A 12,933-nucleotide genomic window follows, 5' to 3' on the forward strand; every position below is an offset into this window, starting at 1 on the left:
CTCCTTTATCCGATTGCGATCTTCTCCTGCGGCAGACGAGAGTGGGCAGGGCTGCTGCCAAATGCCGCATAGATCAATGTCAATCCACCAACACGTCCCAAAAACATCAGTGCGATCAGCACCCCCTGCGAAAGGACCCCCAACTGCGGCGTGATGCCCAATGTCAGACCCACCGTTGCCACAGCCGAAGCAGTCTCATACAGACAGACTGACATCGGCAATTGCTCTGCCGCAGCAATGACAAAGGCTCCGAGGAAGAACAGCGTCAAATACATCCCTGCGATCGTGGCAGCATTCTTGACCGCGGAACCATCTATGCGCCGCCCGAAAAATTCGGCATCTTCTCTGCGGCGGAAGGTCGCCCACATATTGGCCAGCAGAACGGCAAATGTTGTGGTTTTCATGCCGCCTGCCGTAGAGCCGGGCGAACCGCCTAACAGCATCAGAACCACCATCAATGCCTGTGAAGTGCTGCCCATCGCAGCAAGATCAGCAGTGTTAAAACCGGCAGTACGGGGGGTAACGGATTGAAACATCGACAATAAAATGCGCTGCCGGGCAGAGCCTGCCGTGAACTCGAAGCAATAAAAGTACAGCGTCGGCAATACCAGAAGAAATGCCGTTGTGACAAGGATCACCTTGCTCTGCATCCGGTAACGGTGAAAATCAAGGCGATATGTACAAATATCCTCCCATGTCAGAAAGCCAAGTCCGCCAAAGACGATCAGGGCCGCAATCACTGTGGTAAGCAATGGGTTTCCTGCATACCGTGTCAGCGAAACAAATTTTGCACCCTCTGTTCCCAGCAGGTCAAAGCCGGCATTGCAGAACGCCGAAATGGAATGAAACAACGCGTACCAGATCCCGCGCAGTCCATAATCGGCGCAAAATGTCGGCAGCAGCAGTGCAGCACCGGCCAATTCAAACAGGGCGGTGATCCGCAGAATAAAGCCTGTCAGCCGCACGATGCCGCCCATCTGCGGGGCAGCAGTAGCTTCCTGCATCGTGCTGCGCTGCTTGAGGGAGATCTTTCGCCCGGAAAGCAGCGCAAAGGCAGCGCCCACCGTAATGACACCCAATCCTCCGATCTGGATCAGAAGAAGGATCACGCTTTGCCCAAAAGCCGACCAGTAGCTGCCGGTATCCTGAACCACAAGTCCGGTCACACAAAGGGCAGAGGTGGAGGTAAACAGTGCCTCATGGAACGGTGTGACGCACCGCTGCTGTGCAGCGATTGGGAGCATCAGAAGCAATGCGCCCACCAGATCGACTGCCGCAAAACCTGCAATAATAACCTGAAAAGAAGAAAAACGGTGCCGCTTGTAACGAGGATATTGAATCATAAAAGCTCCTTTACCTATCCGTGTGCATAAAGATTAGCATGGAATAGATAAAAGAGCCGTAAAGAAAATTGTAGAAGTATAAAGATTCCATTAAAATTGATCGATCAACACCAAATAATAAATGTAGGAGATCGAGCCGACCACGACAACACCCTTGAACTGAATATACGCACCAAAAAGTACCCATGCGGCTTTAGCGCAAAATCTCCAGCAAACGCCTGCCGGCTTCCTGCTGCGATTCCCCAAACGCCACCGCCAGCTCCTCCCGCAGGACACGCTCTACCATCTGGTAAAAGTACACATCCATAGCGTTGATCTTCCGGCCACGGCTTTGCTGCTGGGTCTGTTTTTGTCCCAGCTCCTTGAACAGGGTCAGGTACTGGTAAAAATCATTGGTGTGCAGCAGCGCCTGATAGTGTTCTGCCAGCGCCGTCTGAATTCCCGTAGGGATGGGCAGCGTCTCCGCTTTGATCCGTGCAAGGTCGGCTGCTGCCTGCTGTGCCGGGGGCACCGGGCGCAGAACACCCTCTTTTGCCGTGGGGATATAGCTGCGGTCGTGGGAATCCGAAAAATAGGGCCGGAGGGTGTAATACTCTCTGGCGGGCTCATCACAAAAGTGCCGCAGCCCGACCCCTTCCACCTCGTGCACTCCCAGATTTCCGTAGACCACCAGCGCTCCCGCCTGAAACCGTGACATGGTATTGCCTCTTTCCCTTGTATGAAAAGGCTGCAAAAACAGACTTTCCAGCGTAATTTTACTTTTTACTTTATTGTACCACGGTAGGTTGGCGGGCTTCAAAGGGCATCTTTCACAAAGTTTTCCTCGTGCAATCTGCGCAGAATGCCCAGTACAATTCTTGTGCAAAACTGCCTTTGCAAATTCCAGACAGGCAGGCTATAATGATTTCGTACAACGAGTAGCACTCATGCGTAAAACCGGTTGCATGAGGGCTGCCCGTTGTTTTTGTTTGCCCCAAAATGGAAAGGTAAAGGTGAATCCCATGGAAAGTTCCAATCAATTTCTCGGCACGGAGCGCATCAGCAAGCTGATGCAGAAGTATGCGATCCCGTGCATTATTTCGCTTCTGGTCGGCGCACTGTATAACATCGTGGACCAGATCTTTATTGCAAACGCCAGCTATCTTGGCTCTTACGGCAACGCCGCCAACACCGTTGTGTTCCCGCTTACGGTTGTGGCACTGGCTATTGCCGTGATGATCGGTGACGGCTGCTGCGCTTTTGTCAGCATCAGCCTTGGACAGAACGAAGTTCCCAAGGCAAGGCGGAGCGTCGGCAATGCGGTGGTGATGTGTCTGGTCAGCAGCATTGTGCTGGCTGCGCTCTATCTGATTTTTGCGGACAACATTCTCGCCATGTTCGGCGGAACGGTCAACGCCGAAACCTACCACCACTCCCAGGAATATTTCTTCTATATCACGCTGGGCGTGCCCTTTTATATGTTCGGGCAGGCCATGAACCCCATCATCCGCGCGGATGGCAACCCACGGTTTGCCATGATCTCCACCCTTGCGGGTGCGGTGCTGAACATTATTCTGGACCCCGTTTTCATTTTCGGCTTGCGCTGGGGCATGATGGGCGCGGCGGTGGCTACAGTGATCGGTCAGCTGGTCACCGCAGCGCTGGCAGTGTGGTATCTGCTGCACATGAAGATCATTCGCCCTGAAAAGGGTGACTACCGGCTGAAGGGCTCCATCTGCGGCCGCACCCTGACCCTTGGCATGACCAGCTTTCTGTCCCAGATCAGCCTTGTGGCGGCTATGGCAGCCATCAACAACATGATCCGCAAATACGGCGCACTGGACACCGTGTTCGGGCAGGAGCAATACGCCCAGATCCCCATGGCAGTGGTGGGCATCGTGATGAAGTTCTTCCAGATCGTCATCTCCATCGTGGTGGGCATGGCGGCTGGCTGCATCCCCGTGGTGGGTTTCAACATGGGCGCAAAAAAGCCTGCCCGTGTGAAGGAGCTGTTCACAAAACTGCTTCTGGCAGAAGCCACCGTGGGTGCCGTTGCACTGGTGCTGGTGGAGCTGCTTCCCCGGCAGCTCATCACCCTGTTTGGTGCTGCCAACGAGAGCGTCTACTACACCGATTTTGCAGTGCGCTCCTTCCGCATCTACCTGTGCATGATCATTCTGGCCTGTGTCAACAAGGCCTGCTTCATCTTTTTGCAGGCCATGGGCAAGGCAGTGGAATCCACCGCCCTGTCCATGGTGCGTGAGGTGGTGTTCGGCGTGGGCTTTGCCCTGCTGCTGCCCCGGTTCTTCGGGCTGGACGGCGTGCTGTACTCCATGCCCATGTCGGATATCCTCACCTTCCTGATTGCAGGCTATCTGATCTTCAAAACCTACCGTGAACTGAACCAGAAAGGAGAAGTCTAATGGAAAAACATATCATTACCATCAGCCGCGAGTTTGGCAGCGGCGGCAGAACCATCGGCAAACTGGTGGCAGAGCATCTGGGTATCCCATGCTACGACGCCGAACTGCTTCAGAAGCTGGCTGCAGAAAGCGGCTTTGACGAAAACTACGTCAGGGAGGCCGGAGAGTACACCCCCGGCGGCTTCCTTGCTTCTGCCTTCACCGACCGCAGCTTCGGTCTCACTAACGAGGACCTGCTTTGGAAGCTGCAATACCGGATCATCCGGGAACTGGCAGAAAAAGAGTCCTGCGTCATCGTGGGGCGCTGCGCCGACTTCATCCTGCAAGACCGCACCGACTGCTTGAAGGTCTTTGTCCACGCCGACCTGAAGTTCCGGGCAGACCGCATCGTGCGAGTCTACGGCGAGCGGGAGAAATCTCCCGAATCCCGGCTGAAGGAGAAGGACAAGCGCCGCGCCGCCTACTACCGCTTCTACACCGATATGAACTGGGGCAATGCCGCCAACTATCATATTGCGCTGGATAGTGGGGTCATCGGCATTGAAAAGAGTGCGGAGATCATTGAAAGTCTTTCATAAGCTGTAATTTCCGGCAGTCTCAGAGCCGATAGTGCAAAACGCCGCCCGCCTGCGTTCCGTTACGCAGGTGAGCGGCAGTTTTTGTCAATGGAAATTTTTCTCCCATCCCGGAGCAGCAGTTCCACGCAGCCGATATCCATGTTATCCACTGTTACTACGAAAGGGGAATTATTGGGTGAAGCAAAATAAGCGGCAGCCTCCTGGTAGACATTCCTACAGGTTGGGAACCGCAGCGGAATCTGGTGGTCAGGGCCTTACGGGTTGCGTTTGCTGATTTTTCTACAACCCCTTGGCAGGGCTTTGAAAAATCAGAACGCGGCCCCAACAACTCCTCCCTGTTTCAGCCGCTGGCTGCGGTCGTCGTCGTTGCTGTTCAAGTCCTCTTATCCGCGGTTACTGCTAAAGGGAAACTGCCGTGTAAAACAAAAAAGACAGTAGACAGTCTGCCTCCCGGTAGACATTCCTATGGGTTGGGAACCGCGGCGGAATCTGGCGGTCAGGGCCTTACGGGTTGCGTTTGCTGATTTTTCTACAACCCCTTGGCAGGGCTTTGAAAAACCAGAACGCGGCCCCAACAACTCCTCCCTGTTTCAGCCGCTGGCTGCGGTCGTCGTCGTTGCTGTTCAAGTCCTCTTCCGCACCGAAAAAGAAAAACCAGTACACAATGTGTACTGGTTTTTCTTGGTGCAGTTACGCAATCAAAATCCGAACCATTTCCCTTTGCTTTGGATTCCTCTACTTTTTCAAAAGGAATGGTCTGTGTACCCTCTTTATAGTTAAAGGTAATCAAAACCTTATCGTCATACAGGTAAATCGAATTGATGAATGTATCCACCAATGCCTGCCGCTGATCTTTCTGGTTCATGTTGAGCTTACGAAACCGCAGCAGCCAGAAGCGGATGAAATCTTCCGTGACCTTGGGCTTTGCCAGCTTTTCTTCCGCAATGCGGGCTTCAAGCTCACGCTTGGTTTCTTCGAGCTGCTCCAACCTCTCCTTGGTGGAACTGGTCAGGATACCCGCCTGAATCGCATTGAGCATATTCTGGATACCCGATTCCGCATCCCGGAGCTGCTTTTCATAAAGGGGAATGTTGGTATTCTCCTTGTTTTGCAGTTCCATCACCTTGGCGATGATAGATGCCATGGCGGCATCGTCTTTCACAAGCTGCATCGTCTGGTTGACTACCAAATCTTCCAGCCACTGTTTACGGACAGTCTTTTTCTTGCATCCTTTGTGCTTTTTGGCAGTAGCACATTTATAGTAGCGGTGGACTTCACCCGTCCGGCTCGTGCCGCTTTCGCCAAACATCAGCGCACCACAGTGACCACAGAACAGCTTAGTGGTGAGCAGGTAATCATCCTCTGCCTTTCTCCGGGCAGGAGCTTTCTTGTTTTTCAACATCTTCTCCTGCACCTCATTGAAAATCTCCACGGACACGATGGGCGGAATCGCATCGGGAATCAGGATGTCCCGGTACTTCAATTCACCAATATAACGGCGGTTGCTCAGCATATGCTGAATAACATTGAAGCTCATCGGCCCACCGCGCTTGTTTTTGATACCTTTTTCGTTCAGCCAATCCCGAATTTCTCGCATGGTCTGGCCGTCGTTGTACCGCTGGAAGGTTTCTGCTACAAAAGGTGCGGTGAGAGGGTCAATTTCAAAGCGGCGGTCTGCATTGATAGTGTAGCCGAAAGGGATAGCACCGCCAGAGAACTTGCCTTTCAGGGCGTTTTCCGTCATGCCGCGAATGACCTTTTCGGACAGGTCAGCGGAATAATATTCCGCATAGCCTTCAAGCACCGATTCCAGAATGATGCCTTCCGGGCCATCCGAGATGACCTCGGTAGCCGACATGAGCTTGACACCGTTCTTCTTCAACTGGGTCTTGTACCGGGCACTGTCGTAGCGGTTTCGGGCAAAGCGGTCCAGCTTCCAGACCAGCACAATGTCAAACAGCTTCTTGTCGCTGTCTTTTATCATCTGCTGAAACTCCGGGCGGTTGTCTGTCTTAGCAGAGATGGCACGGTCAATGTAGTGCTTGACGATGGTGATGCCAGTCTTTTCCGCATAGGCAGTGCATTCACGAATCTGGCCTTCAATGGATTCTTCGCGCTGGTTATCCGATGAATAGCGGGCATAGATCACGGCGGTCATGGCAGGCACCTCACTTTACACATCATTGAACGGTGGAGTGTTCTTTTAAAGCAATGTTTCGTATAATGGATATACCACATTTTACAGATGATTGCAAGCTTTTTATACGCTTTTCACGAGATTCAGTAAAAAACATGAACTCCTATGAAAGCAAAATATTCACATTCCATGGTTCTATGAAGGTGCCCGGAGCAATTGTGTCATTTTGACACAATTCCTTATTTCTCCATAAACCATAAAAATTCAACTTTTTAATACAGCAGCTACAACGTTGGATTGCATATCGCAAATATACTATTTGAATATTGCGCTGATTTTTGTCTTGTTACGGTTTCGCAATAAGACCAAAGTGGTGGGTATCACGATGATACCCACCACTTTAGCCAAGTAAATTTTTATTTTTGAATCGTAAAACGGAACGAGGTTCCCTTCTCCACCGCAAAGCAGGCGTCTGCATGGGGCTTTGCGCCCCAGCTGTTGTCGCCGCCCACGCCGCGCTGGAAAGCAGCGCAGCGGACGACCGTCTTATTGTCGTCCCGGGGCAGCTCGTAAAGGTGGCGGGCGTTTTCCAGTTCATGGGGCGTGTAGGGCAGCGCCGAGAAGGTCATGCCGTCCCCTGCAAAGCCGATGCCTATATTCAATCCGCTGCCGGTGACAGTTGCACTGTACACGCCGGTGCGGCTGCCGCACTCCTGCGGGTAGACCGGGGTGTTCTGGGCAAAATCCTGCCGGACGTTGTAGTTCCACGCACCCATCTTGCCGCCTGCAGTGCGGTCGGCGGTGGTCTCCCGGGGGCCAAGACCCAGATAGGAGACTTCCGTCAGCTCCCGACGCAGCGGGAAGAGCAGACCGAACTCCGGCAGCTCAGTGCGCGTGCCCTGCCATGTCATGGTGATATCACAGCGGCCTGCGCCGTCAATGGCAAAATCAATGGGCAGCGTCTGCCCATCTGGCAGGGTGTAGTTTGCGCGGGCGATGACGAAATCGCCCTTTGTTTCAGCGGTCAGGTTATCGCAGCGGGCGTAGAGACCGGCGGTTTTCCAGAAGGCAAATGTAAACGGCTCTGCACAGCCCTCGTCGTTGTTGGTGGGCGCACGCCAGAAATTGGGGCGCACGGTATCGTCCAGCAGCTGCACGCCGTTATAGCGGATGGACACCAGCCCCTTGCCTCGGCCAAAGATGTACTCGAAGCCCTCGCCCTTTACGCCGACGTTGCAGTCCATCTCCACCAGCTGCGGGGCGGGCAGGGTCAGCCGGGCGACGGCGTAGTTGTGCCATACCTGCCCCAAAGCGGCTTCATAGCCCGCCGGGATGCCGGGCAGTGCAGCCCGCTGGATGGCGGTAACGGTCATGCAGGCAAGCCCAGCCTCCGGTAAGGCAAAGGGAAACGGGATGTGCTCCGTCCCGCCCGGCTTGCAGTCTGCCCGCAGCACCGCCCGGCGCTCCGGCTTGCCGTTGACCGAGGACGCAAACACAAGGTCGTAGGCGTTCAGGTCGGTAAAGAGATTCCGGTTTTCAATCACGGCTTCCGTGTCGGTCAGGGTGATCTTCAGCGGTGCGTAGGCCGCCTTGACGGCGTCCATTTTGGGGGTGTTACGGCGGTCGGGCAGCACAAGGCCGTCCACGCAGAATTCCCGGTCGGTGGGGCGGTCGCCGAAGTCGCCGCCATAGGCAAAGCCGGGCTTGCCGTCCGGGCTTGTCACTGCAATGCCGTGGTCCATGTACTCCCAGATAAACCCGCCCTGATACAGGGGCTCTTCGTAGGCATACTCGGTGTAGTCGGTGATGCCGCCGCAGCTGTTACCCATGGCGTGGCTGTACTCGCACATGATAAAGGGCTTTTCCGGGTGCTCTGCCAGAAACTTTTTGATGTCTGCCACCGGGGTGTACATCTGGCTTTCCATATCGGAGGTGGCGGGGTACTCCCGGTTCCAGAAAATGCCCTCGTAGTGCACAAGGCGGCTGGGGTCGGTGTTGCGGAAATACTCGCTCATCTCCCACAGGGTCTTGCCGCCGTGGCTCTCGTTGCCGCAAGACCAAATGAGGATGGCCGGGTGGTTTTTGTCCCGTTCCAGCATGGCTTCGGCGCGGGCAAGCACATTTTCCCGCCACTCCGGGCGGGCACCGGGCAGCGTCCACTCGTCCGAGCCGTCCGCACCCAGCTTCTGCCATGTGCCGTGGGTCTCCAGATTGGTCTCCCCGATGACATACAGGCCGTATTCATCGCAGAGGGACAGGAAATAGGGGTCGTTGGGGTAGTGGCTGGTGCGCACGGCGTTGACGTTGTGGGCCTTCAGGTTCTTTACATCCCACAGCATCTCTTCCCGGCTGACGGTGCGGCCGGTGCGGCAGCTCCACTCGTGGCGGTTGACACCCTTGAACACGATACGCTTGCCGTTCAAAAGCATCTGGCGTTCTTTCAGCTCAAACTTACGCAAGCCGACTTTCAATCCGGTGCGCTCCACGAGAGCACCCTCGTTCAGCAGGGCAATTTCTGCTTCGTACAGGTTCGGCTGCTCGGCGCTCCACAGGGTGGGATGCTCCACCGTAAAGGTGAAGGAGACATCCTGCACGTCCTCTTCCACGTCCGGGTCGGCCTCGCCCTTGCCGAACACCACACCGCTGTCGTATTCGGCAGGTTCGCCCACCTCAGCAGACTGCTCCTCGCCATCAAACACCACCGAGATGGTGCCCGCGCCGCTGACCTTGCAATCAAAGGTGACAGTGGCACTGGAAAAGTCCGGGGCAAAATCCTGCTTCACAAAGACATCCTCGAGGTGAATTTCCGGCTTTGTGAACAGCTCCACAGAGCGGAACAAGCCGCTCATGCGCCAGAAATCCTGATCCTCCAGCCAGCTGCCGGAGGAGAAACGGTACACCTGTACCGTCAGGGTATTTTCGCCGGGGTGGACGGCGGCGGTCATGTCAAATTCAGCGGGAGTGAAGGTATCCTCGGTGTAGCCGATGTAAACGTCATTGCACCAGACGGCGGCAGCGCTGTCCGCGCCGTTCAGGCGCAGATAGCAGCTTGCCCAGCTTTCCGGCAGGGTGAAACTGCGCTGGTATTCCCCGATGGGGTTATAATCCTGCGGAATCTGACCGGGGTGCAGCTTTTCATGGCCGTCCCACGGGTACTGGGTGTTGACGTAATGGGGCGTGCCGTAGGGCTGGCCGGGCTTTTGCAGGCTCTGCATTTGGATGAAGCCGGGCACGGTCAGGGTGTCCCAGTCTGAGAAAGGCGCAGTCAGGTTTTCCGCATAGTGGAAAGCCCATTCGCCATCCAAGCTGACGGCCAGCGGCATTTCCGGGCTTGTCTGGTCTGCAAAATGAGCGTGGAAGGGCAAACGGTTCTGCTGGAAAATTTCCGGGTCGGCCAGAAGCGCCGATGTGATAGGATTATTTAAAGGCATAAATGTCACCTCGCAGCATTTTCTGCTCTCATTATAGCACAGAATATAAGAAAAACAGCCGCACAAAAACGACTGTTTTTCTATCGCAATTTTCAAAAATAGTGCCTATCAAAACGGCATATTTGCGATATGCAGTTTGCGGATGTTGCTTGTGCATTAAAAACGCAAACTGCTATAGAAAGAAGCGGCATTAGTTTGCTTCGTCAAAGACCTCGGTGTCCAGCACCGTGTGTCCCTTGGGGATGTGGTACTTCACGGCGGGCAGATGGACATTGGTGAAGTACAGGCTGGTGTTAGGGTCGCAGCCGATGACCACTGCTTCTCCCCTGCCGCGCACGGCGCAGCACAGGGTGTCGCAATGGGCTTCGGCGGTATCGTTTTCCGCGCTTTCGGCGTAGCCCGGTGTAAAATTGGGCACGGCAAAACCGCAGTCATAGGCTTCGCAGTCGAAACTGCTGTCAATTTCATGGTGGCGGCGGTGGCCGGTGGCCGTGGGAGTGATAGTGGTGGTCACCTCAATCCCGGGGAAGGGCGACCACTGCGCGGTCACAGCCCCGGCTTCAATTTCCCACGTTTTGCTCACCTTGCGCACAAACACGTTGTCGTCGATGACAAAGGCCAGCATACTGTCCGGCGCGGCCTGATTGAGCACCTCCCGGCTGCGGGAGGCGCAGAAGCCAAAGCGGGTATCGTAGGCAAATTTTGCATACTTTTCCGGGAACTGTCCGTGACCGTGGCCCTCGTTGACACCGGCGGCATAGGCCGTTACCCGCCCCGCCCGGCGCTGCACCAGCATATTGGCGTATGGCATGGGCTTGAGCCGCTCCAATGCGGGCATGGGCGCGGCTTCGGCAGACCAGAAGGGGTGGTCATCCGGCAAAGCAAGCAGCAAAAAGCTCTTCATGCCCCAGTAGGGGCTGCCGGGGGCGTTGTACCGCTCGGCCATGTACATCTGCGGGTAGCAGTAGCCGATGGTCAGGATGCCGTCCCGGTCGAACATTTTCTGCCCCAGCCACCAGTTGAAGTTGCGGACGATAAGGCCCTTCATTACCGGCAGGGGCAGCGGCTCCAGCCCTGCCCAGATGCAGGCCGCCCAGAAGCTGTTCTGGGCAAAGCGGTAGGTCAGGCTGCGGCCAAAGGGCAGGGCTGCGCCGTTGGCATCGAACCAATAGACGAACTGCTGCGCGAACAGCTGGGCGCGCTGGCGGTAGAGTGCAGCACGCCGGGGGTCGGTGTCGGCGGCAAATTTAGAGTAGAGCAGTCCGTAATACTGGATGGCCCACGGGATGTAGTAATCCTTTTGCACGGAGGCGCCATCGGTGGACCAGCCGTCGCCGCTGTAATAGCTGTCAATTTTGCAAAGGCCATCCTCCAGCAGTTCCGGGCTGTAAGGCATCCCCACGCTTTTCAGGGCAAGGTTTACAAGGATGCGGAAAAACTGCCAGTTGCAGTCCGGGATGGTGTGGGCGTTGATCTGCCCCAGCCATGCGGCAAGGTTCTGTTTTTCGGTATCAGAAAGCGGGGTCCACAGCTTTTCCGGTGCGGTGAGGATGCCGCAGGCAATAGCCGCCATCTCCACATAACACTGGTCGTATTCCCCGGTGGTGCCCCAGTATTCGGGGTTTTCCGGGTCGGTGCCGGCGGCAAGACCCTTGCGGTAGATTTTTTCAAACTCCGGGTCAGAGCCGCCGCCCACCCAGAAGGGCACCAGCGCCCACAGCGGGCGGCTGAAGGCTTCCAGCTCAATGGCATTTTGGTTGTAGGTCACACCCGTCTCGCCCAGATGCAGCCGGGCGCAGCCTGCGGAATAACAGGGCTTGAGGGGGTCGAGAAATTTGTGCATCAGTGCGGTAAAATCCGCTTTGGTCTGCAAGTTCATCACCAGTACATCTCCCAGTCTTTGGTCAGGCGGGTCAGCGCCTCCATGTAAAAATAATCGCCCCAGCTCGTACATTCATCCACGCCCTCCGGGGTGCAGGTGTTGTAGGGGCTCTTTTTGCTGTAAGTGCCGTGCAGCAGCTGGCCGGAGCCGAGGGTACCAGGCTTTACCGCATAATTTGCGGCAAGGCTGGCCAGCATCTGCCGTGCCAGTGTGCGCCACTGGGCAGCTTCTGTTTCGTCCACATACTTTGCCGCTTCCAGCAATCCACAGGCCACGATGGCAGCGGAGGAGGAATCCCGGGGTTCGCCGCTTTCCGGGGCAAAGAGCATATCCCAGCAGGGGATCATATCCTCCGGCAGGCGGGAAAGGTAAAATTCCAGCGCCTTGCGGAACACATCCAAAAACTTTTCGTCGTGGGTGTAGGTGTAGCCAATGGCGCTGCCGTACACGCCCCACGCCTGTCCCCGTGCCCAGAAGCTGTCGTCCTTATAGCCCTGACAGGTGCGTCCGCCCTTGGGGGTGCCGTCCGGGTTCATAAAGAAGGTGTGGTAGGTGCTGCCGTCCGGCCGGAAGGAGTTTGCCAGCGTGGTGGCGGTGTGGGCAGCGGCGATCTCGCAGTAGTGGTCGCTACCGGTCACCTGCGCTGCCCAGTACAGCAGCGGCACATTGAGCATGCAGTCAATGATATAGCGGTAGTTGCCGGGGTCGTCCATAGTGCCCCATGCCTGCAAGAAGCGGCCGCTGGGTTGGTAGCGGGTCAGCAGCTGGTCGGCGGCGGCAATGGCGGCGTTTTTGCCGGTTTCGCTGCCCACCAGCTTCCACGCTGCCACGCAGGTGGGGCTGTACAAAAAGCCCATATCGTGGTGGTCCACCTCCACCTTGCGGGCAATGCGGTCCGCAAAGCTGTCCACCTGAATGAGGGCGGCTGTCTTGAATTTTTCGTCCCCGGTGGCCTCGTAGGCCAGCCAGATCTCACCGGGCCAAAAGCCGCAGGTCCACTGGTTATTGGCGCAGCCGGGGTAGATATCGTTCACACTGGAATGGTTCTGGCACTGGTAGGTGTACAGGGGCAGATTGGTCTCCACCTGTTTGCAGGCATCGGCCAGTGCCTGCCGTGCCTCGGCGTCGGTCATAGCGTGGTTCTGGTAGGTTTTCATCAT

The 12,933-nt window shown here is 55.9% G+C and carries 8 protein-coding genes; 2 read left to right on the top strand and 6 right to left on the bottom strand.

Translation table 11 applies throughout. The features are described 5' to 3' along the window. Positions 1 to 5 precede the first annotated feature (5 nt). Positions 6 to 1,343 carry a potassium transporter TrkG gene (locus tag DWY76_RS08905; RefSeq protein WP_120081024.1) on the bottom strand — a complete coding sequence of 446 codons (1,338 nt, stop codon included), beginning with the start codon at positions 1,341 to 1,343 and terminating at the stop codon, positions 6 to 8. A 193-nt stretch (positions 1,344 to 1,536) separates the two neighbouring features. Then, positions 1,537 to 2,040, bottom strand: coding sequence for a CarD family transcriptional regulator (locus DWY76_RS08910; RefSeq protein WP_120081026.1), 504 nt, complete (start codon positions 2,038 to 2,040; stop codon positions 1,537 to 1,539). 304 nt (positions 2,041 to 2,344) lie between these two features. Here DWY76_RS08910 and DWY76_RS08915 point away from each other — a divergent pair, with 304 nt between their 5' ends. Next, positions 2,345 to 3,745, top strand: coding sequence for an MATE family efflux transporter (locus DWY76_RS08915; protein ID WP_120081028.1), 1,401 nt, complete (start codon positions 2,345 to 2,347; stop codon positions 3,743 to 3,745). Then, positions 3,745 to 4,323 carry a cytidylate kinase-like family protein gene (locus tag DWY76_RS08920; RefSeq protein WP_120081030.1) on the top strand — a complete coding sequence of 193 codons (579 nt, stop codon included), beginning with the start codon at positions 3,745 to 3,747 and terminating at the stop codon, positions 4,321 to 4,323. The genes DWY76_RS08915 and DWY76_RS08920 overlap by 1 nt, the downstream gene beginning before the upstream one ends. Before the next feature lie 529 nt (positions 4,324 to 4,852). Here the strand turns inward: DWY76_RS08920 and DWY76_RS08925 are convergent. The 4 genes from DWY76_RS08925 to DWY76_RS08940 all read right to left on the bottom strand — a co-directional run bounded on the left by DWY76_RS08925 (position 4,853) and on the right by DWY76_RS08940 (position 12,933). Further along, entirely contained in the window at positions 4,853 to 6,481 is a 1,629-nt protein-coding gene (locus DWY76_RS08925; protein ID WP_243111992.1) for a recombinase family protein, read from the bottom strand. Positions 6,482 to 6,876: 395 nt separating this feature from the next. Then, positions 6,877 to 9,891, bottom strand: a complete 3,015-nt coding sequence (locus tag DWY76_RS08930) for a glycoside hydrolase family 2 TIM barrel-domain containing protein (protein ID WP_005943346.1) — start codon at positions 9,889 to 9,891, stop codon at positions 6,877 to 6,879. 190 nt (positions 9,892 to 10,081) lie between these two features. Beyond that, the gene (locus DWY76_RS08935; protein WP_120081032.1) at positions 10,082 to 11,770 is read right to left on the bottom strand and encodes a DUF2264 domain-containing protein; all 1,689 of its coding nucleotides are present in this window, start codon (positions 11,768 to 11,770) and stop codon (positions 10,082 to 10,084) included. After that, positions 11,770 to 12,933, bottom strand: coding sequence for a glycoside hydrolase family 88 protein (locus tag DWY76_RS08940; RefSeq protein ID WP_120081034.1), 1,164 nt, complete (start codon positions 12,931 to 12,933; stop codon positions 11,770 to 11,772). Before DWY76_RS08940 ends, DWY76_RS08935 begins: the two co-directional genes overlap by 1 nt.

The organism is Faecalibacterium sp. AF27-11BH, from assembly GCF_003603005.1.
Lineage (GTDB): Bacteria > Bacillota > Clostridia > Oscillospirales > Ruminococcaceae > Faecalibacterium > Faecalibacterium taiwanense.

Coding starts and splice junctions, on each gene's coding strand:
- DWY76_RS08910 (WP_120081026.1), bottom strand. CDS start 2,040: ATGTCACGGTTTCAGGCGGGAGCGCTGGTGGTCTACGGAAATCTGGGA.
- DWY76_RS08920 (WP_120081030.1), top strand. CDS start 3,745: ATGGAAAAACATATCATTACCATCAGCCGCGAGTTTGGCAGCGGCGGC.
- DWY76_RS08940 (WP_120081034.1), bottom strand. CDS start 12,933: ATGATGAAAACCTACCAGAACCACGCTATGACCGACGCCGAGGCACGG.
- DWY76_RS08905 (WP_120081024.1), bottom strand. CDS start 1,343: ATGATTCAATATCCTCGTTACAAGCGGCACCGTTTTTCTTCTTTTCAG.
- DWY76_RS08925 (WP_243111992.1), bottom strand. CDS start 6,481: ATGACCGCCGTGATCTATGCCCGCTATTCATCGGATAACCAGCGCGAA.
- DWY76_RS08915 (WP_120081028.1), top strand. CDS start 2,345: ATGGAAAGTTCCAATCAATTTCTCGGCACGGAGCGCATCAGCAAGCTG.
- DWY76_RS08935 (WP_120081032.1), bottom strand. CDS start 11,770: ATGAACTTGCAGACCAAAGCGGATTTTACCGCACTGATGCACAAATTT.
- DWY76_RS08930 (WP_005943346.1), bottom strand. CDS start 9,891: ATGCCTTTAAATAATCCTATCACATCGGCGCTTCTGGCCGACCCGGAA.